Below are 21697 nucleotides of genomic sequence, written 5' to 3'. Positions count from 1 at the left end.
ACCGGGCGCCTGACACGGCCACCACCCCCGTCCGGAGGCGGAGCTGATGACCCGGCAGCTGCGGGCACGTAAGGTGGCGTCAGCGGTGCGGGTGCGAGGAATCGGGGGTGCGGCACAGGATGATGCGGGAGAGCGGCGGCAGGCACCAGAAGCGGAACAGCGGGCCCTCGGGGTCCGCCCCGGCTCCGGACCGGCCGGTCCGGGAGGATCGTTTCGCCGGTCGGCCCGCGGAGCGGAGCGCGGACCGGGCCGCGGACCAGCGCGGCGACCGGGCCACGGACCGGCTCGCCGACCAGGCCGCAGACCGGGCCGCGGCCCAGGCCGCAGAGCGGGCCGCCGACCCGTTCGCCGACCAGGAGGAGTTCTCCCGCCGGACCCTGGCGGCGGCCGACTTCCCGGTGTACGGAGTGGCCGCCTGTCCGGCCCCCGCGGGCGGGCCGGGGGGAGGCGCGGCGATCGGCCAGGCGCTGGCCGCCTTCGAGACCTCCGGCGGCGAGCTGCGCTGGGTCGAGGTCCAGTGCGGTGACTGGCGCTCGGCGGCCGGCCCCTACGTGACCGTGCGCACCTACCGGCCGGGCGCGGACCGGGGCGAGCAGCTGCCCGAGCTGGAGGACCTGGTCGAGGACGAACGGGACCGCGTCTACGAGCAGTTGGGCGTCGACGAGGGCGACGGGCCGGGCCGGGTACGGGCGTTGCGGGTGTGGATCACGGTGGACGGCGAGCCCTGCGCGGTGGAGGTGCACGAGGACCGGCCGGTGCCGGAGTCCGGTGCCCCGGCGCCGGCCGGGCCGGAGGCGGTGTGGGCCGGGCGGCTGCGGGTCGGCGGGCTGACCGTGACGGTGTGCGGGCGCGGGGTGGCCCCCGGCGCTCTGGAGCTCGGCGCGATCGGCGACTTCGAGCGCTGCCTGCGCGGGCGCACCGAGCTGCTGCGCGCCCTGGCCGCCCGGCGGGCCCGCCACGTGCCGGTCGAGGAGCGCGAACTGCCGCCCGCCGTCGGGATGGAGGCGCACCGGGCACTGATCGCGCAGACCGTCGCCGAGTCCGCCGCGATCGAGGCGCAGGTGCGGGTCGGGCGCACGCCGAGGCTGCCGCGCGGGCTGCGCGGGGACGTCGGCGCGGTGCGCTGGGAGGCCGCGGTGCGCCAGCAGATGCGGCTGGCCACCGAGACCCGGGAGGAGGCCGCGGCGGCGGTGACCTCGATGGTGAACCACCTCAACCGGCTGTCCCAGCAGACGCATTGGCTGGTCGGCACGGCGGACGGCGAGGCGGCCGTCGAGGAGGTGGTCCGGTACACGGTGTTCGCCAGCGAGGTGGCGAGCCTGCCGGCGCAGCGGGCCTGGGCGCAGCTGTGGCGGGAGCGGCCGGGCGGCGGCGGGGCCGGGGTGTGGGAGGAGCAGCGGCTGGCCGAGCAGCTGTGGCTGTCGGCCTGGGAGCAGTGGCGGGCGGCCCGGCGCTGACGGGACGTCGGTCCGGGCGGCCTCCGGTGGGGCGCCCGTCCGGTGGGGAGGCGCGTAAAGCGAAGGTCATGTGACGGTCATCGGTCGGCAAATGGCCGCCTGGACGTGAGGTGGACGTCATACCGGGTTCACCCGCCGGGCGGAGCCTGCTGGGCGTCGGCATCCCGCACCGACGCCCCCGCTCATCCTCAGGAGTTGCTGCCATGTCGCTGTCCCGCCGGGACTTCGTCAACCGTTCCACCCTCGTCGGGGCCGGCGTGCTGATCGCCGGCGGCGCCGAGGCGCTGGCCAGCGCCCCGGGCGCGATCGCCGCCCCGGTCGGCGGCGAGGCCCCGGTCGCCGCGGCCGCCGGGACCAACTCGGCCGCCGGCACCGCCATCGGCTACGGCTCGCTGGTCCAGGACCCGGCCGGTCTGCTGTCGCTGCCGAAGGGCTTCTCGTACAAGGTCCTCAACCGGGCCGGCGTCACGAAGCTGCGCACCGGCGAGTTCACCCCGAGCAACCACGACGGCACCTCCGCCTTCGAGGACGAGCGTGGCGGCAACTACATGGTCGTCAACCACGAGCTGTCCGGCTCCCGCGACAAGTGGCCGCACCCGGTGCCGCTGACCGAGGGCCACGTCTACGACCCGGGCGCGGCCGGCGGCTGCACCATCGTGCACGCCAAGCGGGACGGCTCGGTCGAGCAGTGGGTCGGCATCGCGGGCACCTCCACCAACTGCGCCGGTGGCGTGACCCCGTGGGGCACCTGGCTGTCCGGCGAGGAGACCGAGGACAAGGCCGGCAAGAACGGCTTCACCAAGGACCACGGCTACATCTTCGAGGTCGACCCGTTCGACGACGACTACAACCGCGACCCGCAGCCGGTCAAGGCCTTCGGCCGCTACGCGCACGAGGCCGTCGTCGTGGACCCCAAGCGCGGCCACGTCTACCTGACCGAGGACGCCTCGAACCCGAACGGCCTGCTGTTCCGCTGGACCCCGCCGGCCGGCTTCAAGCACGGCCGCTACAAGCTGCGCCAGCTGGCCGCCGACGCCGGTGTGCTGGAGGCCTTCAAGGTCTTCGACGCGCAGGGCAAGTTCGTCGACGACCTCTCCCGCGCGACCAAGGTCGGCACCACCTACGGCGTGGACTGGGTCAAGGTCCAGGACCGCGACGCCAAGACCGTCTCGGTGCGCAAGCAGTTCAAGGACGGCGAGGTCACCCGCGCCCGCAAGCTGGAGGGCATGTGGTGGGGTGACGGCGGCTTCTACTTCGTCTCCAGCTTCGCCCGCTCGGAGAGCCCGCTCCAGCACGACGGCCAGGTCTGGTTCTACAGCCCGGCCCGCCGCACCATCACCCTGAAGGTGCTGCTGGGCGTCAACAACGACGTCTGGGGCGACCACGACAACTTCGACGGCCCGGACAACATCACCGTCTCGCCGTACGGCGGCATCGTGATCGCCGAGGACGGCGAGGGCGTCTCGCACCTGTTCGGCGCCACCGAGGAGGGCCTGGTCTTCCCGATCGCCCGCAACGAGCTGAACATCGGCACCGCCGAGAAGCCCGAGTTCAGCGAGTTCACCGGGGTGACCTTCTCGGACGACGGCAAGACCCTCTTCGCCAACATCCAGACCCCGGGCATCCAGCTGGCCATCAGCGGCCCGTGGCGCCGGCTGAACGAGCACAAGCGCGGCCAGGGCTACGGCGAGTGACCCTCCGAGCGTGACGGACTGCCCGCGGACCACTCGTCCGCGGGCAGTCGCAGTTGCAGCATGGCCAGCAGGCGCTGTTGCGGCTGGGCGAGGTCGACGCCGGTCAGCTGCTCGGCCCGGCGGACCCGGTAGCGCAGGGTGTTGGGGTGGATGTGCAGGGCGTCCGCGGCCACCCGGACCTCGCCGAGCGCGTCCAGCCAGGCCAGCACCGACTCGGCGAGCCGGGTGCCGTGCCGGCGGTCGTACTCGGTGAGCGCGGTCAGCCGCGGGTCGCGCAGGCCGGTGCGCTCCTGGAGCAGCGCGAGCATCTCGCTGACCAGCACCTCCGCCTGGACGTCGATCAGCGCCGCGACGTCGAGGTCCACTCCGCCGCGGCCCATCGCGTCCAGGATCCGGTCCGCCTGCGCGCGGGAGTCGGGCACCTGGGCCAGTCCGTCGACGGTCGAGCCGATCGCGGCGCGCAGCGGGACGCCCAGGTGCTCGCGGGCGGCCGTCACCACTTCGGAGGCCCAGCCCCGCACGGTGGTCATCGGCAGGCCGGGCGGCAGCTCGGGCAGCAGCACGTACACCCGGGACTCGATCGGGGCGAGCAGCGCGGTGCGGTGCCGGGCGGCGGTGTGCACCGAGATCAGGCCGGTGACGTCGGAGCGGTGCAGCGCGTCGGTGGTGTGCGCGCTGTAGCCCAGGACGGTGGCCGGGCGGCGCAGGTCCAGGCCGAGGTGGGTGGCGAGGGACTGGGGGCCGGTGGACCCCTCCAGCAGGCCGGTGAGCAGGGTCTGGGTGAGCCGGACGTCGGCGGACAGCTCCCGGCGACGGCGCACCAGCTGGGCGGCCGCGACCCGGGCGGCGCCGACCAGGGCCTGCTCGGCCAGCGGGGCCAGCGGCTGGGAGCCCTCCTGCACCCAGATGGTGCCGAGCGGCTGCGCCCCGGCCCGGATGCCGACCGCCAGACGGCGGCGCAGGCCCAGCTCGGGGTGCGGCTCGACCGCGATCGGGGTGTCCGAGCTGCGCAGGTGCTGGAAGATGCCCCACTCGCGGAGCTTGGACAGGTACGGCTCCGGGCCCTGCCAGCCGAGGATGGACAGCCGGCGCAGGTCGTCGACCTCGTCGGAGTCGGAGGAACGGGAGTAGGCCAGCACCCGGCTGGAGGTGTCCTCGATCGAGACGATGCCGTTGGTGAGCACGGCGACGGTCTGGGCGAGCGAGAAGAGGTCGCCCGCGTTGGGTTCGGGCGAACCGGCGGCGTCCGGGGCGTCCGGGCCGACGATGATCGCCCGGACGAGCGAGTCGAGGTGCTCCCAGCGGGTCTCGCGGCGCACCGAGAGCAGGGCGACGCCCGCGTCGGTCGCGGCCTCCCGCAGCGCGTCGGCCTGGCCGGGGGCGTCCAGCTTGACCGCGACGGCGGCGGCCCCGGCCCGGCCGGCCGCGCGCAGGGCGGGCAGGGCGGCCCGGCCGCGGGCGCCGATCGCGAGCACGAGTTCGCCGGGAGCGGCGGTCGGAGGGTCCTCCGGGTCGAGGATGGCGACGTCGCGCACCGGGACGTCCAGGCCCTGCGGGGCGGCCTGGAGCTCGACCAGCGGTTCGCCCAGGGACATCAGGAGCTGACGGAGCGGCAGGCCGGGGGTGGTCACGCCGGTCCTCCTTCAGCCGTCCGGACAACGTTTCGCCGTCGATTTTAGCCGGGTGGACAGTGTTCGGGCCCGTCATCGGATGGGAAGCCCCTTCGCGACCCCCGATGTGCGTCGTGCGACGTCCGCGCGACGTCCGGGCACCGTCTTCGCGCCGTCTTCGCACCGGTCGGAGCCGCCAGCGCCGGAGCGTGAGCCGGGGCCCCGGGCCGGGGGCGCGGGCCCGGGGGCGCGAGGTGGTGCGACGGGGTGCGAGGAGGTGCGAGGGGGTGTGAACGGTGGGGCGAACGGGGACGGTTCGTGACCGCGGCGTGACCCTGTTCGTCGAGCCGGACAACGCCGTACGGGGGAATTTAGCCGCCCGGCCAATCATGTGGCCCGGTGGCCAGGAATAGCGTTCGTGCTGTGGTCGGTGTGCAACCCGCGCCGGCCTTCCCCCCGCACTGAACGAAGGAGAGCGTGCGCTCTATGGACGCTGTGACCCAGGTCCCCGCGCCGGTGAACGAGCCGGTCCACAGCTACGCCCCCGGCAGCCCGGAACGGGCTCGCCTGGAGGCCAAGCTGAAGGAGCTGGGCGGCCAGGAGCCGGTCCAGCTGACCATGACGATCAACGGTGAGCGCCGGATGGGCGGCGGCACCGAGTTCCACGTCGTCCAGCCGCACAACCACGCGGCTCGGCTCGGCACCCTGCGCAACGCCACCCAGGCCGACGCGCAGGACGCCATCGACACTGCCCTGGCCGCCGCCCCGGCCTGGCAGGCGCTCTCCTTCGACTCCCGCGCCGCGATCTTCCTCAAGGCCGCCGACCTGCTGGCCGGCCCCTGGCGCGAGACCCTGGCCGCCGCCACCATGCTCGGCCAGTCCAAGACCGCCCAGCAGGCCGAGATCGACACCCCCTGCGAGCTGGTCGACTTCCTGCGCTTCAACGTGCACTTCGCCCGCCAGATCATGGCCGAGCAGCCGATCTCCTCGGACGGCGTGTGGAACCGCAGCGACCACCGCCCGCTGGAGGGCTTCGTCTACGCGATCACCCCGTTCAACTTCACCGCGATCGCCGGCAACCTGCCGACCGCGCCCGCGCTGATGGGCAACGTGGTGCTGTGGAAGCCGTCCCCGACCCAGCAGTTCTCCGCGCACCTGCTGATGCAGCTGCTGGAGGAGGCCGGCCTGCCCAAGGGCGTCATCAACATGGTGACCGGTGACGGCCTGGCCGTCTCCGAGGTCGCGCTCAAGCACCCCGCGCTGGCCGGCATCCACTTCACCGGCTCCACCGCCACCTTCCAGCACCTGTGGCGTGAGGTCGGCACCAACATCGCCGGCTACCGCACCTACCCGCGGATCGTCGGCGAGACCGGCGGCAAGGACTTCCTGGTCGCCCACCCGTCCGCCGACCCGAAGGTCCTGAAGACCGCGATGACCCGCGGCGCCTTCGAGTTCCAGGGCCAGAAGTGCTCGGCGCTGTCGCGGGCCTACGTCCCGGCGTCGATCTGGGCCGGCCTCAAGGACGAGTTCGCCGCCGAGGTCGACGGCCTCACCATGGGCGACGTCAGCGACCTGTCCAACTTCATGTCGGCCGTCATCGACGACCGCTCCTTCGCCAAGAACAAGGCTGCGATCGACCGCGCCCAGGCCGACCCGCAGGTCGAGGTCCTCGCCGGCGGCACCTACGACGACTCGGTGGGCTACTTCGTCCGCCCGACCGTCCTGGTCTGCCAGGACCCGGCGAGCGAGTACTTCAAGGACGAGTACTTCGGCCCGATCCTGGCCGTGTACGTCTACGAGGACGAGAAGTACGAGGAGATGCTGGCCCAGATGGAGTCGGTGTCCGCGTACGGCCTGACCGGCTCGATCATCTCCCAGGACCGCGCCGCGGCCCAGGACGCGATGCACAAGCTGCGCTTCGCGGCCGGCAACTTCTACATCAACGACAAGCCGACCGGCGCCGTCGTCGGCCAGCAGCCCTTCGGCGGCGGCCGGGCCTCGGGCACCAACGACAAGGCCGGTGCCAAGCAGAACCTGGCGCGCTGGACCTCGACCCGCTCGGTCAAGGAGACCTTCGTCCCGCCGACGGACTACCGCTACCCGCACATGGGCTGACCAGCCCCGTGCCACTGATCGTCCGGCTCGTCCAGTAGCCACCGGTCACCCGCGACGCCCGGTCCCGCAGCCGGGCGTCGCCCGCCGGGGCGGCGGGGCTCCCCCGTACCCGCCGCCCCGGCCCTTCTGCCACCCTTGGAAACACCAGCACCAGGAGTCACGATGCTCCGTTCCGCCCTTCTCGCGGCCTCCCGGTCCCCGCAGGTCCGCACCGTGGTCGAGAAGTTCCCGCCGACCCACGCGATAGTCGAGCGCTTCGTCGCCGGCGACGTCCTCGACGACGCCGTCACCGCCACGGACGACCTGATCGCCACCGGCCGCAAGGTCACCCTCGACCACCTCGGCGAGGACACCAAGGACGCCGCCCAGGCCGCCGGCACCGCCGAGGCCTACGAGCACCTGCTCAAGGCCCTCAAGGAGACCGGCCTCGCGGCCGGCGCCGAGGTGTCCGTCAAGCTGTCGGCCGTCGGCCAGTTCCTCCCGGTGGACGGCGAGAAGATCGCGCTGGAGAACGCCCGCCGCATCTGCGAGTTCGCCGCCGACGCGGGCACCACGGTGACCCTCGACATGGAGGACCACACCACCACCGACTCCACCCTCGCCATCGCCCGCGAGCTGCGGGCGGACTTCCCCTGGGTGGGCGTCGTGCTCCAGGCCTACCTGCGCCGCACCGAGGCCGACTGCCGCGACTTCTCGGGCGAGGGCTCGCGCGTGCGCCTGTGCAAGGGCGCCTACAAGGAGCCCGAGTCGGTCGCCTTCCAGGGCAAGCACGAGGTCGACCTCGCGTACGTCCGCGCCCTGAAGGTCCTGATGGCGGGCGAGGGCTACCCGATGATCGCCTCGCACGACCCCAACATGATCAAGATCGCCGGCCAGCTGGCCCAGTGGAACGGCCGCAAGCGGGACTCCTTCGAGTACCAGATGCTGTACGGCATCCGCCCCGAGGAGCAGCTGCGCCTCGCCGGCGAGGGCAACACGATGCGCGTGTACCTTCCGTACGGCCAGGAGTGGTACGGCTACTTCATGCGCCGCCTCGCCGAGCGCCCGGCCAACCTGACCTTCTTCCTGCGCGCCATGGCCACCCGCGGCTGACCCCGGCGCCCACGAACCACGGCCCGCACCCCTGACGGGGGGTGCGGGCCGTCGTCATGCTCAGGGGCGGAGGAAGTACTTGGTGTCCAGGTCGAAGTCGAAGGGCGCGGGGAGGGCGAGCGGCTCGCCGAATGCGGCCAGGTGGACCTCGGTGTACTCCTCACGGTGCGGTTTGGCGAACAGGCTGACCTGCGACTTCTCGCGGTCGACAAGGAGATAGAGCGGGATGCCGGCCCGGGCGTAGCAGTGGCGTTTGGCGATGCGGTCCTGGTCGGGCTTGTTGGAGGTGATCTCCGCGACCATCGCAACCCCATCCGGGTCCATCCAGGACGGGGCATCCCAGAAGAGGTCGAGTTCTCTCGGCGCGAAGGTCAGGTCCGGGATGACGTAGTTCTTGGGGCAGAGGCCACCCCTGGTCAATCGCAGTCCCTTGTTGCCGGAACCTTGCATGCGGACAGCCGACTTGGCTTTCACCTCGTCGATCAGCAGGTCGAAGTAGTACTCGTGCCTGCCGTCCGGCGGTGGTGCCACGATGATCTCTCCCTCGATGAGCTCGGCCCGGAAGCCTTCGGGGGAGTGCAGGCTCAGGAAGCTCTCCAGCAGGATGTCGGCCTGCGATGGGGAGCCCGTGATCGGTTGCTCATGCGCCACAGCACTCATGATGCCCCTCCTTCAGGTGGCCGTCACGCTATTCGCTGCTCGGCGGGGTTATGCCGTATACGGCGAGGTTTCACTCGATGGTGTGAGTTTGAGGTCGGGCCTAGGATCTTGGTGCTGGTGAACTGGCTTTTCGAGTGGAGGAGTTGGGGATGCTGAAGGCTTTCGCGGAGCTGTCGACGCCGTTGGTGGCGGACGCCTGTGTGCGGCTCGGGGTGGGGGTGCGGGTGGCGCCGGTGGGGGTTGCCGGGGTGGTCGCGGGGAGCCGGGTGGCGGGGCGGGTGCTGCCGGTGCGGCACTACGGGAGCGTGGACGTGTTCCTGGAGGCGTACGGCGCGGCCCGGGACGGGGACGTGCTGGTGGTCGACAACGGCGGGCGGACCGACGAGGCCTGCATCGGGGACCTCGCGGTGCTGGAGGCGCGCGCCGCCAGGGTGGCCGGGATCGTGGTGTGGGGGCTGCACCGGGACACGCCCGAGCTGCTGGAGATCGGGCTGCCGGTGTTCAGCTACGGGGCGCTGCCGCTCGGCCCGGTGCGGCTGGACGACCGGGAGCCGGAGGCGCTGCTGACGGCGAAGTTCGGCCCGCACCCGGTGAGCGCCGAGGACGTGGTGTTCGCCGACGCGGACGGGGTGCTGTTCGTGCCCGCCGACCGGGTCGACGAGGTGCTGGAGACGGCGCGCTCGATCGCCCGGACCGAGCGCGCGCAGGCCGGGCGGATCGCCGCCGGGGACACGCTGCGCCGCCAGACCGCCTTCGACGAGTACCTGGAGCGGCGCGCCGCGGACCCGGCGTACAACTTCCGGCAGCACCTGCGGCGGGTCGGCGGGGCGATCGAGGAGTAGGCCGGTCACTGCGGCCGGTGACAACGGTCGGTCACCGCGGCCGGTCACCGCGGCCGGTCACCGCGGCCGGTCACCGCGGTCGGTTACAGCGGCCGGTGCATGACGTGCAGGCCGACGTAGCCGTCCACCGGATGGCGGAAGGCCTCGGGGACGGTGCCGACGACCTCGAAGCCGAGCGACTCGTAGAGCTTCACGGCGTGGTGGTTGTTGGCGACCACCGCGTTGTACTGCATGGCGCGGAAGCCGGACCGGCGGGCCCAGTCGAGGGTGTACTCGACCAGGGCCCGCCCGATCCCCCTGCCGTGGTGGGCCGGGTCGACCAGGTAGCTGGCGCTGGCCACGTGCGAGCCGTTGCCGGGGCGGTTGCGGTTCATGTTGGCGGTGCCGAGGATCCGCCCGTCCTCGTCCACCGCGACCACCGTGCGGTTCGGGGCGGCGAGCATCCACCACTCCCGGCCCAGCTCGGAGTCCATGTCCAGGGGGTAGGGGAAGGTCTCCCCGGCGGCGATGACGGTGTGGAAGAACGGCCAGATGGCGGGCCAGTCCTCGGGGGTGGCCTCGCGGATGTCGATGGGCATCGGACCAGGATGGTCCCCGACGGGCGGGCGGGCCACCGGTTTTCCGTGGTCCCGCCCGGCGCCGGGCCGTTCTCGGGGGCGGGTCAGCCGCCGAGGAGGGCGTCCTCGACCAGGGCGGCGGTGTGGGCCTGGCCGGTGGCGTTGGGGTGCACCACGGCGTACTTGAGGGGGATGACGCTGGTCAGCACGCCGTCCAGCCAGTGGTCGGCGTCGCAGACGCTGTGGCCGGCGCTGGCGGGGTAGAGGTCCACGAAGGTGTCGCCGCGGGCGGCGGTGTCCTGGGCGATGACCGCGTTGAGCGGCTCCAGGAGCGCGGTGCGGGCCCAGGCGAGGTCGCCGGTGGTGAAGGTGCCGAACTGCAGGGGGTTGCCGTACTGGCAGAGGGCGGCGTTCTCGGGGATCAGGTGCGGGTAGCCGACGGTGAGGACCTTGGCGGACGGGGCCTTGATGTGCACCGCCGTCAGCATCCGGCCGTAGTCGCCGCGCAGCCGGTTCAGGCGGTCGGGCAGGCTCGCGTCGAACTTGTCCTTGCAGGGCGTGCCCTGGCCGAGCTGGACGGCGCCGAGTTCGAAGCAGCTCTTGAGGATCTCGGCGAAGCCGAGGTCGTTGCCGCCGATCCCGACGGTGACCAGGTCGGTGGCCGGGTCGACGGCGTCGATCTGCGGCGGGACGGCCGGGTACGGGCCGTTCGGGTCGGTGCCGAGCGGCGGGAGCGGCCGGCCGAGCGGGGACTGCGCGCTGCTGTCGACGCTGTCGGTGGTGGCGCCGCTGCAGCTGACGTTGCGCAGGGCGACCAGGGAGCCGAGGTCGCGGCGGAGGATCTCGGGATAGGACTCGGCGGTACGGGCGCAGCCGTCGCGTGGCTCGGTCTCGTTGCCGGTGGCCACGATGACTCCGGCGGTGTAGGAGTCGCCGAGGGCCGTCCACCGCAGTGCGGCGGCGCGGTCGCCGGGCCGGGCGGCGGCCTGGGCGGTGGTCGGGGTGGTCAGCCCGGCGGCCAGCACGGTGGCGGTGCCGGCGACGGCGAGGCGGGACAGGAAGCGTGGCACGGCTCTCCTCCTCGAGGGGCGGGGGAGAGTGCGATTCACCCCCCTGAGAGTCAATCGAGTCGCCGTGTGGACGACTTGATGCCTCGGGAGGGTGAATCCACGGGCGTTCCTGTGACGGAGGGCGTCAGAGCGCCGCGGCGGCGGGCTCGATCATCGCCCGCGCGGTCTTGCCGTCGACGTACTCGCCGATCGCCGTCATCTCCCACTCGCCGCCCGGGCGGCGAACCAGCTTGCACATCATCACACCGGTGTGGGGCTCGGAGTTGGTGAGGTCGAAGCGGACCAGCTCCTCCTCCGTCCGGGCGTCCAGCAGACGGCAGTAGGCGTTCTTCACGTCGGTGAACTTCTGGCCGGAGAAGGAGTTGACCACGAAGACCAGCCCGTGGACCTCGGCCGGCAGGCCCTCCAGGTGGACGGTGATCTGCTCGTCGTCACCCTCGCCGCCGCCGGTGAGGTTGTCGCCGGAGTGGGAGATCGCGCCGTTGAAGATGTTCAGCTTCATGAACCAGGCCGTCTCCAGGCGCTTGTGCCGGGCGTCGAAGGCGAGGCAGGAGGCGTCCAGGTCGACGCTGCGGCCGCGGGCGGCGGGCTCCCAGCCGAGGGCCATCCGGATGGAGGAGAGGAACGGGCGGCCGTTCTTGACCAGCGAGACCGAGCTGCCCTTGACCAGGCTGACCCGGCCCTTGTCCAGGGTGATCCGGCCGGGGGCGGCCGGGGCCGCGGGCGCGGCGGGAGCCGGGGGAGCCGCGGGCGGGGCCGGGACGGCGGTCTGACCGGTGGCGAGGGCGATCCGCGGGTCGACCGGGGCGGTGGCCGGGGGGCCGGCCGGTGCGGGCGGCACGGGCGGGGCGGCCGGCGGGGTCGGGAGCTGGACGGTGCGGTCCGCCGGGGCCGGCGCCGGCGGCGCGACCGGTGCGGCGGGTGCGGCCGGGGCAGGAGCCGGGGCCGCCGGGGCCGGGGAGTCCTCGACGCTGACGCCGAAGTCGGTGGCGATGCCCGCGAGCCCGTCGGCGTAGCCCTGGCCGACCGCGCGCACCTTCCAGGCGCCGCCCCGCAGGTAGACCTCGACCACGATGAGCGCGGTCTCCAGGCCCAGCCGGGGCGGGGTGAAGGTGACCAGCACCTCGCCGGTGTCGGCGTCGCGCACGGTGGCGGTCGGCTCCGTCCCGGCGAAGGTGGAGACCTGGTCGGCGGGGCTCGCGGTGACCACGATCTTGGTGATGCCGGCCGGGACGGCCCGGGTGTCGACGGTGATCGCGTCGGGGGTCCCGGCGGCGGCCGGACGGTGGCTGACGCCGGGGCCGTTCGGGGCGTTGAAGAAGACGAAGTCGTCGTCCGAGCGGACCTTTCCGGCATCGGTCAGCAGCAGGCCGGAGACGTCCAACGCCTTGGGTGCGGTGACCTCGACGGTCACTCGCGCGGCGGTCAGCGGTGCGTTGCCGCCTTGGGTCAGGACGGTGGACACGGACTCCTCCTCGGGTGCGGGACGGCGGCCGGGCCGGGGCCGTCGGGGCGCCGGGCCGGGTGCTGCCCACAGTAACGAACGAGGTTCGGGGAAGTGCCCGTCGGGAACGGCCGACCGTCGGATCGTCGAACGACCGTTACACCCGGCCGTCGGCAGGTCAGCGCGCCGCGGGGGCCGGGCCGGTGGCGGGCTCGAGGGCCGGTACGAAGTCCGGCGCGGCGGTCGGCGCGGGGTCCGGGCCGACGGTCGGCCGGGGGAGCGGCGCGGCGGCGCGGGCGCCGGGCGCGCACGGAGCGACGGGCAGCGGCTGCGCCGGGCCGAAGCCCCCGAGCGCGGCGACCGCGCGGGGGTGGTCGAGGGCGAAGGCGGCGGCGCTCCAGCTCTCGGCCGGGGGCGCCTTGCGCACCGCGGCGGACGGCTCGGCGGCCGCCCGGGCGCCGCGGACGGCGAAGGTGTAGTGGCCGGGCCGGACGTCGGTGCCGGGCGGGGTGGTGAAGCGGTAGACGAGGGTGCCGCGCTCCTGCTGGGCGGTCACCACGGCGCCCGGCAGGTCGGTCCAGGCGGCGCCGGTGCCGGGCGCGGACTCGCCCGGGGCGAGCCGGAACTCGGCCTGGAACGCGGTGACCGGCTCGGCCACCGCGAGGGTGAGCCGGTGCCGCAGGCCGTCAGGGCCGAGGGGGGAGAGCAGGCCGACGCCGGACAGCGCGTGGTCGGTGTCCGGGACGTTCCCGGGGCCGGCCGGCCCGGTGCCCTCGGCGGGGTCGGCCGGGGCGTCCTTCCCCGGGACGCCCGCGGCGACGCCGGAGTCCGGGAGAGTGGCGCCGGGCGGCGGCGGCACCGGGCGGGTGGGCGCGGTCGGCCGAGGCCCGGGGGCGTTCGCTCCCTGGCCGGGGGCGGAGGGGCCGTAACCGGGCTGCTTGGCCTGCCAGTCCGGGACGGGGACGGACGGGGAGGGCGACGGCCCGGCCGGGGCCGGGGTGCCGGCCTCGGTGCCGGCGAGCTGGGTGCCGGGGGCCGGCGCGTCCTGCCCGGCCGAGGCCTGGCCGCCGGTCTGGGGCGTGCCCGGGCCCGCCGTGCGGGGTGCGGGCGGGGTGGCGGCGACCGGCGCCGGCCCGGACGGGCGTGCCGAGAGGTGGCCGGAGGGGCCCGTCGAGGGCCGGCCCGCGGCGGGGTGGCCGGCGGAGGGGGCGGAGGACAGGCCGTCGGTCGGGGTCTGTGCCGAGGCCGCCTCGGCCTGGTCGGTGGCGCCCGGCGTGGGCGGCGGGGTGGTGCCGACCCGGGCGACACCGGCCCGGCGGCCGATCCCCTGTTGCTCGTTGAGCAGCAGGGTGGTGGCGATGCTGATGCCGACCACGGTGGACATCGCCATCGCGGCGCCGGAGAAGCGCAGGGTGGGCAGCCGGAAACGGCCGCCGAACGGGCGCGGCCGCCCGTGGCGGGCCTGCCGTGCGGGCTCGTGTCGCACGTCCCGCGCGGTGTCCTCGCGCACAGCCACCGGACCCCTCCCTCCCCGAAGCCGCCGTCGCGTCCGCCGTATTCTCCCACGCGTCGCCGCCCGGTCCGGCTCCGGCCGCCGGGGACCGGATCCGCGCGGGCCCGCCCGGGGAGAGGGGAGAGCGTACCAGTGGGTGGTCGCTTCCCGATCGGTCCCCGTCTGTGTCACCGATGCCCTTCCGAAGCACGGAAGTTGACGGATCGTCTGACAAGCGCGGGCGGGGTGGCGACGGCCCTCGGCGGGGGTTGTTGCAACCCCCTTGCAACCCTTGCCCGGTGCCTTGGGCGTGACGCAGGCTGAGGTCATCCCACGCCGTCCCGGAGAGACCGTCATGCCGCCCGACCCGCTGTCCGCAGCCTCCAGTGCACCCCTCGCCGCCACCCCCACGGGCGGCGATGGGGACGGCTCCACCGCCGCTCCGGCGGCGGTGGAGGAGGTGCTGATGCTGCGGATCTCGCTGGGCGAGGAGGTGGTCGGCGAGGTGCGCACCCGCTTCCGGTTCGTCGCCGCTCGCCCGTACGAGGTGCTGCTGACCTTCCACCTGGGGCGGCCGGACGAGGCCGACTGGGTGTTCTCGCGCGAACTGCTGCGCGACGGCCTGCGCACGCTGAGCGGCCAGGGCGACGTCAAACTGTGGCCGGCGTACTGCCCGTGCCACGGCTCGACGCTGCACCTGGCGCTCGAATCCCCGCACGGCAGCGCACTGCTGGAGGCCTCCAAGCCCCGGGTGCAGGCCTGGCTGGACCGCACCTACGCGCTGGTCTCCGAGGACCAGGAGCGGCGCTGCGGCCCCACCGACGCCGAGCTGGCCGCGCTGCTCGCGAACGGCTGACGGCGGGGCGCCGACGCCCCGACCGGCCGAGGGCGCTCCGCCGTCAGCGTCGTTCCGCCGGCTCCGTTTCCGTCAGCGCCGCTCCGCCGGTGCGGCGGAGCGGCGGCGGCGGGAGGGGCGGCGCACCGGGCAGCCGGGTCGTCCCCGCGGCCAGCGCGGCCCGCAGCCGCCGCACGGCGGGAGCCGAGGAGGCGGGCAGCAGGTCGTACGGGTCGTCCGGCCCGTCCACGGTGACCAGCACCGACTCGGCGATCCGGTACGGCCGGTGGGCCAGCAGCCCACCCAGGTAGCGGCGCAGCCGCGAGAGCTCGGCGCGCACCGTCACCGTCCGCCCGGCGTCGCCGAACAGCGCCTCGGCGAGCTGGGCGGCCGTGCTGCCCTCGCGTCCGGTGGCGAGCAGGAGCACCAGTTCGGCGTGGCGCGGGCTGAGCGGGTGCGACCAGCTGCCGGCCGCGCCCCGGACGGACAGTTCGGGGCGGTCCGGGCGGCGCAGGTCCAGCCGGAGACGGGCGCCCTCGGCCTGCTCGGCGGTCACCGTGCCGGAGCCGTCCGCCTCGGGCGACCGGACCGGTCGCACCAGCCAGCCGTCGGCGAGCGGCTCCAGCACGCACTCGCCGAGGCCCGGCACCCAGTGCACGGCGGCCGGGGTCCAGCCCTCGCTGGGCACCCGCAGCCGGCTGGGCGGCGGCAGCCCGGCCGAGGCGGCGGTCCAGCCGGCGGCGTCCACCACCAGCGCCGGGCCGCCGACCCGGGCGAGCAGCGGGGCGGCCAGGGCGCGCAGCTGGTGCAGCGCCTCCATCCGGTGGGCGCGCAGTTCGGTCTCGGCGAGCCGGGCGGCGGTCGCGGTGAGCTGGAGCAGGTACGGGCGGACGGTGTGCGCGGGGCCGCTCAGATTGATGGCGCCGACCAGCCGGCCGGTGCCGGGGTCGCGCACCGGCGCGGCCACGCAGGTCCAGGAGTGGTGGCTGCGCAGGTAGTGCTCGGCGGAGTGGACGTGCATGGGGCGCCGGGCGCGCAGCGCGACCGCGATGCCGTTGGTGCCGACGCTCTCCTCGATCCAGCGGGCGCCGGTGGTGAAGCCGATCCGCTCGGCGCTGCGGCGCAGGCCGCGTTCGCCCTCCTGCCATAGCACGTGGCCCTCGGCGTCGGCGACGGCCAACAGCAGCGGGGCCGTGCCGCCCCCGTCCATCAGGGTCTCGCGCAGCACCGGCAGGACCGTGTCGAGCCCGCTGGTGCGGCGTCGCTGTTCGATTTCGCCGGGGCCCAGCAGGACGGCGGCGGCGCCGGTGTCGGGGTCGAGGCCGAGCCGGCGCAGCCGGGCCCAGGAGTCGCCGATCTCGGGCCGGGGTTCGAGCAGGCCGGGGCTCGCGGCCTCCTCGGCGCGGGCGGGGACGGCCAGCTCCCGGGCGGCGGCGTCGGCGAGGGTGCGGTCGTGGACCTTGGCCAGCTCCGTCGCGGTCGGCGGGGTGCGGCGCTCTGGTCGTCGGGACTGCCGTCCGGTCTGCCGCACTCGCTTCGCTCCTCGCCGCCGTTCGAGGACGCGTCGGGGCCGACGCGCTGACGAAAGCGTACGGGTGCCGTGGGCCGCAGGGGATGGGGTCCGGCAAGTCGGCATACCGGGCGGTCGGAACGCGGGGCGGAACGCGGCCCGCCGCCCGGGCCCCGGGGCGGGCGGGGGTCGGTTCAGTGCTGCGCGCCGGAGCCGTGCTGGGCCGCCTCCACGGTGTGGTGCAGGTCGGCGGTGGCCTCCAGGGTGGCGGCGGTGCTCAGCGCCAGGCAGGCGGCCAGGGCCACGGCGGCGGCCCGCCGCCGGGTGCCGGGGGCGGTCGCCGGGCGGGGCTGGAGCAGGGCGGCGACCCGGCGCGGGACCGGGCCGGAGTGGGCGGTGGCGACCGTCCGGGGGCGGGCCGGCCAGGGGGAACGGCTCGCGGCCAGGGCTGCCCGGCCGACCGCGCGGGCGGTCACGGCGCGGTCGCCGACCCGGGCCGCCGCGACCTCGTCGGCCCAGCGCTCCAGGTGGTACCCGAGGGGCGCGCGCAGTCGGCGGAGCGCCGGGTGGATGTCGGCGGCGTGCTCGGCGAGGGCGAGGAAGAGGTGGTGGCGGGCGGTCAGATGGGCCCGTTCGTGGGCGAGCAGCGCGGAGCGCTCGGGGCCGTCGAGGGCGCGCAGCATGCCGGAGGTCACCACGATCCGGCCGGGCTCGCCCGGTCGGCCGGGGCGGCCCAGGCGGCCGGGCAGGGCGAAGGCGTCGGCGCACTCGTCGTCCAGCACGGTGAGCGGGTGGTCGGCGGGCCGGAGCAGGGCCGTGGGCCGGAGGAGGGCGGCGGGCCGGAAGAGCACGGCGGGCCGGCAGAGGGAAGTCGGCCGCGCCGAGGGGCGCGACCGGCGCACGGAGGCTTGCGGGGGGCGCATGTCCGGATGCTGGACAGGGGAGGGGGCGCGGCCCGGCCGGTGGGCGCCGGTCCGGTCCGTACGGTGGTGGTCGGCGTGGTCGGCGTGGTCGGCGTGGTCGGCGCCGTCGGCGAGCCGGTCGTCGAGCGGCTCCGCGCGGTGGTGGTGGGCCGGGAGCGCGGCCCGGGCGGTGCGCAGCTCGCGCTGCCGCCGGCGGACGGTGCGCACGGCCAGCGCGCCCAGGGCGAGGAGCGCCAGGGCGGCGAGCGCGGCCGCGAACGGCGCGTCGGGCGCGGCGGCGGTGAGCCAGGGCAGCGAGAGGTGGCCGAGGGCGGCGACGGGCGGGAGCTGGAGCAGCCCGTCGGCGGCCAGTAGGCCGAGCGAGCAGAGGGTGCCGCCGGCCAGCACGGTGGCGCTGCCGGCCAGCATCCAGGCGGCGGGCCGCGGCGGCAGCGCCTCGGCGAGGCGGCGGGCCAGGGGGACGGCCAGGAAGGGCAGCAGCAGCGGGACCCAGACGGCGAGCATCATCGGCCGGTCGCTCCGGTCGCTCCGGTCGCTCCGGTCGCTCCGGTCGCTCCGGTCGCTCCGGCCGCTCCGGGCGCGCCCGGGCCGGCGCTGCCCGGGCCCTCGGCGCTCGGCCCCGCCGCGTCCACCGCCGCGCCCATGCCCGCCGCGTCCACGCCCGGGGCGCCGTCGCCGAGCAGTTCGCGCAGCAGCTGCTCGTCCTCGGCGGAGAGGTCGGAGACGAAGCGGGCCAGCACGGTGGAGCGGTCGGACTCCCGGCCGAGTTCGGTGTGCATCCGGCGGGCGGCGAGCCCCGCGGTGTCCTGGACGGTCGGGGTGTAGGCGTAGGCCCGGCCGGCCCGGGTGCGGACGACCGTTCCCTTGTCGAACAGCCGGCCCAGGATCGTCGCGACGGTGGTGCGGGCGAGGTCCCCGCCGAGCGCGGCCTGGACGTCCTGCGGCGTCATCGGTTGCCGGGCGGACCAGAGGGCGGCCAGCACCTCGGCCTCCAGCTCCCCGGCGGGCCGGCGGGCGGACGGTACGTCGGGCATGGCGGCGCTTCCTCCAAGTTTCGTCTACAGTCATGTAGACCGTCTACGCAACTGTAGACGGTCGGGGCGGGTTCCGATGCGAACCGCCCCCCAACGTACGGGAGGTCCGTCGGCCTTGCTCCAGTTCCTCGCCGATCCGGCCGTTCACCTCGCGGTGAACCCGCTGGACGCGTCCTCACTGCTCGCCGCGTTCGGCGCGCTCGGCATCGCCGCGGTGCTGTTCGCCGAGACCGGCCTGCTGGTGGGCTTCTTCCTGCCCGGCGACTCGCTGCTGTTCACCGCCGGACTGCTCTGCGTGCCCGGCGCCACCAAGGGCCCGCAGCTGCACCTGTGGCAGGTGCTGCCCGCCGCCCTGGTCGGTGCGCTCGTCGGGGCCCAGGTCGGCTACCTCATCGGCCGGCGCGGCGGTCGGGCGCTGCTCGGCCGGACCAGGCGCAAGAGCCTGCTGGAGGGTGTCGCCCGGGCCGAGGAGCTGCTGAACAGGTACGGCCACGGCAAGGCGATCGTGCTCGCCCGGTTCATCCCGGTGGTCCGTACGGTGCTGAATCCGCTCTGCGGCGTGCTCGACGTGCCCGTCCGCTCGTTCACCTTCTGGCAGGTGGCGGGCGGTGTGGTCTGGACGGTCGGCGTGGTGCTCGCCGGGTACGGGCTCGGCTCGTCCGTCCCCAGTATCGACCGGTATCTGCTGCCGATCATCGGTCTGGTAGTAGTTGTCTCCATGCTCCCCCTTGTTCTCGAACTGTTCCGCGCCCGTAAGGCGCGACGTCACGGAGGTGACGCGTGATGTCCTCCCGGGTGCTCGCCGTGTACGACGGCAGCGGGATCGACGGCGGCCTGTACACCCGGGTCAACGGCTGGGCGCAGTCCGCCCCGCACTGGCTGGACGAGCTGATCAAGGTCTGGTCGGCGCTCGGCCTCGGGCTGTTCGCGGTCTTCATGCTCTACGCGTGGTGGCGGGCGCGCGGCGCGGACTCGGCCGTGATGGCCAGGGTGCTCGCCTCGCCGCTGATCGTGGTCGTCGCGTACGCCGTCAACTCGGTGTTCAAGGACGGGGTCGAGGAGCTCCGGCCGTGCGCGCAGATCCCCGGCAGCGTCAGCCTGGAGACCTGCCCGGGCCCCGGGGACTGGTCGTTCCCGAGCAACCACTCGGTGATCGCCTTCGCCGCCGCGGCCTCGCTCTGGTTCGTCGACCGGCGGCTCGGCGCGGTGGCCGGCCTGTTCGCGGTGCTGATGGCCGCCTCCCGGGTCTGGGTCGGTGTGCACTACCCGCACGACGTGGCGGTGGGCGCGCTGGTCGGGCTGCTGGTCGCGGTGGTGCTGGCGCCGGTCGCCGGGCGCTGCGGACCGCTGGTGGACCGGATGCGGGCGGGCGCGCTGCGGCCGCTGCTCGGGCCGGGGACGCCGGCGGTGACGGCCCGCGGGTACGCGCCGTACGAGTCCCGGTAGCACCGGGCCGGTGTCCGCCCGCCCCTTGTCCGCTTTCGGACGACGGGTGGAGCATGTGAGCCGGGCGTGGAGCCTCCTCCGGGGGGCGCCCGCCCGGCTCAGTCGTGCCCGGGCGCGAGGGCGCCGGGCGTGCCAGCGGAGGGAGTGCCGAATGCCGTACCGACTCGACATCACGCAGGGGGACTGGCAGGGGGACCTGCTGCACAAGGGCGTCGAGGGGCTGTTGGCCGAGGCCATGGTGCTCACCCTCGCCACCGCGGGCCACGAGCACGGCCCGCACGCCAATCTGGCCTTCTTCGCGTACGACGACGACCTCGTCCTCTACTTCGTCAGCGAGCGCTCCACCCGGCACAGCCACCACCTGGCCGAGGAGGCCCGGGCCGCCGCCACCGTCTTCCTGCCGCCGCCGGTCTTCGGCGAGCAGCTGCGCGGCCTCCAGCTGACCGGCGGCGCGAGCGAGGCCTGGGGGCGGCAGGCCGAGGCGGCGCTGGCCGCCTACCGGGGGCGCTACCCGGCCTTCGCGCAGGACGAGGAGGTCCGGCGGCAGTTCCTGACCGGCGGCGGGGCGTCGGCGCTCTACCGGTTCCAGGTGGAGGAGCTGACGGCGGTGGACGAGCCGAACTTCGGTCGGCGCAACTACCTGCGGGCGCGGGTGGTGCGGTCCTAGCCGGCCCGGGCGCCGCCGGATGGTCGGCTCGGGTTGTCTGTACAACTTTCCAGGCGGTTCATCCGCGGGACGGCATTCCGACGCCCCTCGGACACCCGGGCGCATCAGCCTGGACGCATGAGAGTCATCGTCGTAGGAGCAGGCGTGCTCGGCAGCATGCACGCCTGGCAGGCCGTCGAGCGCGGCCACGAGGTCGTCCACCTGGAGCGCGAGACCGAGGCGCGCGGCGCCTCGGTGCGCAACTTCGGCCTGGTCTGGGTCAGCGGCCGGGCGCAGGGCGAGGAACTGGACACCGCGCTGCGCGCCCGCGACCTGTGGGAGTCCATCGGCGCCCGCGTCCCGGACCTCGGCTTCCGGGCGAACGGGTCGCTCACCGCGATCCGCACCGAGGCCGAACTCGCCGTCGCCGAGCAGGCCCTGACCCTGCCGGACGCCGCCGCCCGCGGCTACGAGCTGCTCGACCCGGACGAGACCCGCGCCGCCAACCCGGCCCTGCGCGGCAAGCTGCTCGGCGCCCTGTGGTGCGAGCGCGACGCCGCCGTCGAGCCCCGCACCGCCCAGCGCGCGCTGCGCGCGGCCCTGGAGGCCACCGGCCGGTACACCTTCCTGCCCGGACGCGAGGTGCGCGAGGTCGTCGGCGAGAACGCCGTCCGCGACGACCACGGCGACGTCCACACCGGCGACCTGGTGATCCTCTGCACCGGCGCCTGGATCGGCGGCCTGGTCCGCGAACTCGCCCCCGCCCTGCCGGTCCGCCGGGTCCGGCTCCAGATGATGCAGACCGACCCGCTCGGCGAGACCCTCACCACCTCCGTCGCCGACGGCGACAGCTTCCGCTACTACCCGGCGTTCGCCGGCACCGCCCTGGACCGGCTGCGCGAGACCCAGCCGCAGCCGCCGGTCGCCGCCGAGCACAAGATGCAGCTGCTCATGGTCCAGCGCCGCGACGGCGGCCTGACCATCGGCGACACCCACGAGTACGACCAGCCGTTCGGCTTCGACGTCGTCGAGGACCCCTACGACCACCTGGTGGGCGTCGTCGAGGAACTGCTCGGCCGCCCGGTGCCGCGGATCCGCCGCCGCTGGGCCGGGGTGTACGCGCAGTGCGTCGACACCACCCGGGTCGTCCACCGCGAGCGCGTGCGCGACGCCGTCTGGCTGGTCACCGGCCCCGGCGGCCGGGGCATGACCTGCTCGCCCGCCATCGCCGAGACCACCGCCGAACTCGCCAACCTGTAAGGAACGTTGT

Annotated in this window: 18 protein-coding genes and 1 pseudogene; 10 read left to right on the top strand and 9 right to left on the bottom strand. The window is 74.8% G+C overall.

Annotation, left to right across the window (positions count from 1 at the left end):
* Positions 1–107: 107 nt before the first annotated feature.
* Together ACFWP2_RS26800 and ACFWP2_RS26795 are read left to right on the top strand one after the other, a co-directional pair.
* Complete coding sequence (locus ACFWP2_RS26800; RefSeq protein WP_380455877.1) at positions 108–1457, top strand: hypothetical protein; 1350 nt, start codon at positions 108–110, stop codon at positions 1455–1457.
* A gap of 203 nt (positions 1458–1660) precedes the next feature.
* On the top strand, positions 1661–3151 hold the full coding sequence (locus ACFWP2_RS26795; protein ID WP_380455874.1) for an alkaline phosphatase PhoX: 1491 nt from the start codon (positions 1661–1663) through the stop codon (positions 3149–3151).
* On the opposite strand, the gene ACFWP2_RS26790 is transcribed toward ACFWP2_RS26795, so the two are convergent.
* Entirely contained in the window at positions 3139–4782 is a 1644-nt protein-coding gene (locus ACFWP2_RS26790; RefSeq protein WP_380455871.1) for a PucR family transcriptional regulator, read from the bottom strand. The two genes, ACFWP2_RS26795 and ACFWP2_RS26790, sit on opposite strands and share 13 nt — an antisense overlap.
* Before the next feature lie 465 nt (positions 4783–5247).
* On the opposite strand from ACFWP2_RS26790, the gene pruA reads away from it, so the two are divergent.
* Both pruA and ACFWP2_RS26780 read left to right on the top strand, forming a co-directional pair.
* A complete protein-coding gene (gene pruA, locus ACFWP2_RS26785; RefSeq protein WP_380455868.1) occupies positions 5248–6876 on the top strand; it encodes an L-glutamate gamma-semialdehyde dehydrogenase in 1629 nt (542 codons plus the stop codon).
* A gap of 162 nt (positions 6877–7038) precedes the next feature.
* Positions 7039–7968, top strand: a complete 930-nt coding sequence (locus ACFWP2_RS26780) for a proline dehydrogenase family protein (RefSeq protein WP_360340821.1) — start codon at positions 7039–7041, stop codon at positions 7966–7968.
* Positions 7969–8028: 60 nt separating this feature from the next.
* Here the strand turns inward: ACFWP2_RS26780 and ACFWP2_RS26775 are convergent, their stop codons facing one another.
* Complete coding sequence (locus ACFWP2_RS26775) at positions 8029–8628, bottom strand: Uma2 family endonuclease (RefSeq protein ID WP_380455865.1); 600 nt, start codon at positions 8626–8628, stop codon at positions 8029–8031.
* 149 nt (positions 8629–8777) lie between these two features.
* Here ACFWP2_RS26775 and ACFWP2_RS26770 point away from each other — a divergent pair, with 149 nt between their 5' ends.
* The gene (locus tag ACFWP2_RS26770) at positions 8778–9470 is read left to right on the top strand and encodes an RraA family protein (protein ID WP_380455862.1); all 693 of its coding nucleotides are present in this window, start codon (positions 8778–8780) and stop codon (positions 9468–9470) included.
* Between the two features lie 83 nt (positions 9471–9553).
* Here the strand turns inward: ACFWP2_RS26770 and ACFWP2_RS26765 are convergent, their stop codons facing one another.
* From ACFWP2_RS26765 to ACFWP2_RS26750, 4 genes are all read right to left on the bottom strand, one after another.
* On the bottom strand, positions 9554–10042 hold the full coding sequence (locus tag ACFWP2_RS26765; RefSeq protein ID WP_380455952.1) for a GNAT family N-acetyltransferase: 489 nt from the start codon (positions 10040–10042) through the stop codon (positions 9554–9556).
* A gap of 89 nt (positions 10043–10131) precedes the next feature.
* A complete protein-coding gene (locus tag ACFWP2_RS26760; RefSeq protein WP_380455859.1) occupies positions 10132–11097 on the bottom strand; it encodes an SGNH/GDSL hydrolase family protein in 966 nt (321 codons plus the stop codon).
* A gap of 124 nt (positions 11098–11221) precedes the next feature.
* Positions 11222–12562: a TerD family protein gene (locus tag ACFWP2_RS26755; RefSeq protein ID WP_380455857.1), complete on the bottom strand. Its 1341-nt coding sequence runs from the start codon at positions 12560–12562 to the stop codon at positions 11222–11224.
* A gap of 157 nt (positions 12563–12719) precedes the next feature.
* Positions 12720–14057, bottom strand: a complete 1338-nt coding sequence (locus tag ACFWP2_RS26750; RefSeq protein WP_380455853.1) for a hypothetical protein — start codon at positions 14055–14057, stop codon at positions 12720–12722.
* Positions 14058–14388: 331 nt separating this feature from the next.
* On the opposite strand from ACFWP2_RS26750, the gene ACFWP2_RS26745 reads away from it, so the two are divergent.
* Positions 14389–14889 carry an SsgA family sporulation/cell division regulator gene (locus tag ACFWP2_RS26745; protein WP_380455851.1) on the top strand — a complete coding sequence of 167 codons (501 nt, stop codon included), beginning with the start codon at positions 14389–14391 and terminating at the stop codon, positions 14887–14889.
* A gap of 43 nt (positions 14890–14932) precedes the next feature.
* Here ACFWP2_RS26745 and ACFWP2_RS26740 read toward each other — a convergent pair whose 3' ends face one another.
* The 3 genes and pseudogenes from ACFWP2_RS26740 to ACFWP2_RS26730 form a co-directional block, all read right to left on the bottom strand.
* Entirely contained in the window at positions 14933–16399 is a 1467-nt protein-coding gene (locus ACFWP2_RS26740) for a GAF domain-containing protein (protein ID WP_380455849.1), read from the bottom strand.
* Between the two features lie 173 nt (positions 16400–16572).
* Complete coding sequence (locus ACFWP2_RS26735) at positions 16573–17808, bottom strand: M48 family metalloprotease (protein ID WP_380455846.1); 1236 nt, start codon at positions 17806–17808, stop codon at positions 16573–16575.
* A 161-nt stretch (positions 17809–17969) separates the two neighbouring features.
* Positions 17970–18335, bottom strand: a pseudogene (locus tag ACFWP2_RS26730) (BlaI/MecI/CopY family transcriptional regulator); the annotation flags it as partial.
* 115 nt (positions 18336–18450) lie between these two features.
* Between ACFWP2_RS26730 and ACFWP2_RS26725 the strand changes: the two are divergent.
* The 4 genes from ACFWP2_RS26725 to ACFWP2_RS26710 all read left to right on the top strand — a co-directional run bounded on the left by ACFWP2_RS26725 (position 18451) and on the right by ACFWP2_RS26710 (position 21687).
* Positions 18451–19119, top strand: a complete 669-nt coding sequence (locus tag ACFWP2_RS26725) for a DedA family protein (RefSeq protein ID WP_380455844.1) — start codon at positions 18451–18453, stop codon at positions 19117–19119.
* On the top strand, positions 19119–19781 hold the full coding sequence (locus tag ACFWP2_RS26720) for a phosphatase PAP2 family protein (protein ID WP_380455841.1): 663 nt from the start codon (positions 19119–19121) through the stop codon (positions 19779–19781). The genes ACFWP2_RS26725 and ACFWP2_RS26720 overlap by 1 nt, the downstream gene beginning before the upstream one ends.
* A 151-nt stretch (positions 19782–19932) precedes the next feature.
* A complete protein-coding gene (locus ACFWP2_RS26715) occupies positions 19933–20448 on the top strand; it encodes a pyridoxamine 5'-phosphate oxidase family protein (protein ID WP_380455839.1) in 516 nt (171 codons plus the stop codon).
* A gap of 117 nt (positions 20449–20565) precedes the next feature.
* Positions 20566–21687 (top strand): TIGR03364 family FAD-dependent oxidoreductase, encoded by a 1122-nt coding sequence (locus ACFWP2_RS26710; RefSeq protein ID WP_380455837.1) that lies wholly within the window; start codon positions 20566–20568, stop codon positions 21685–21687.
* Positions 21688–21697 lie beyond the last annotated feature (10 nt).

Origin of the sequence: Kitasatospora sp. NPDC058444 (assembly GCF_042721415.1) — a bacterium.
Lineage (GTDB): Bacteria > Actinomycetota > Actinomycetes > Streptomycetales > Streptomycetaceae > Kitasatospora.
Note: the sequence above shows the minus strand (reverse complement) of the source record. Positions and strands in the feature narration are given on the sequence as shown.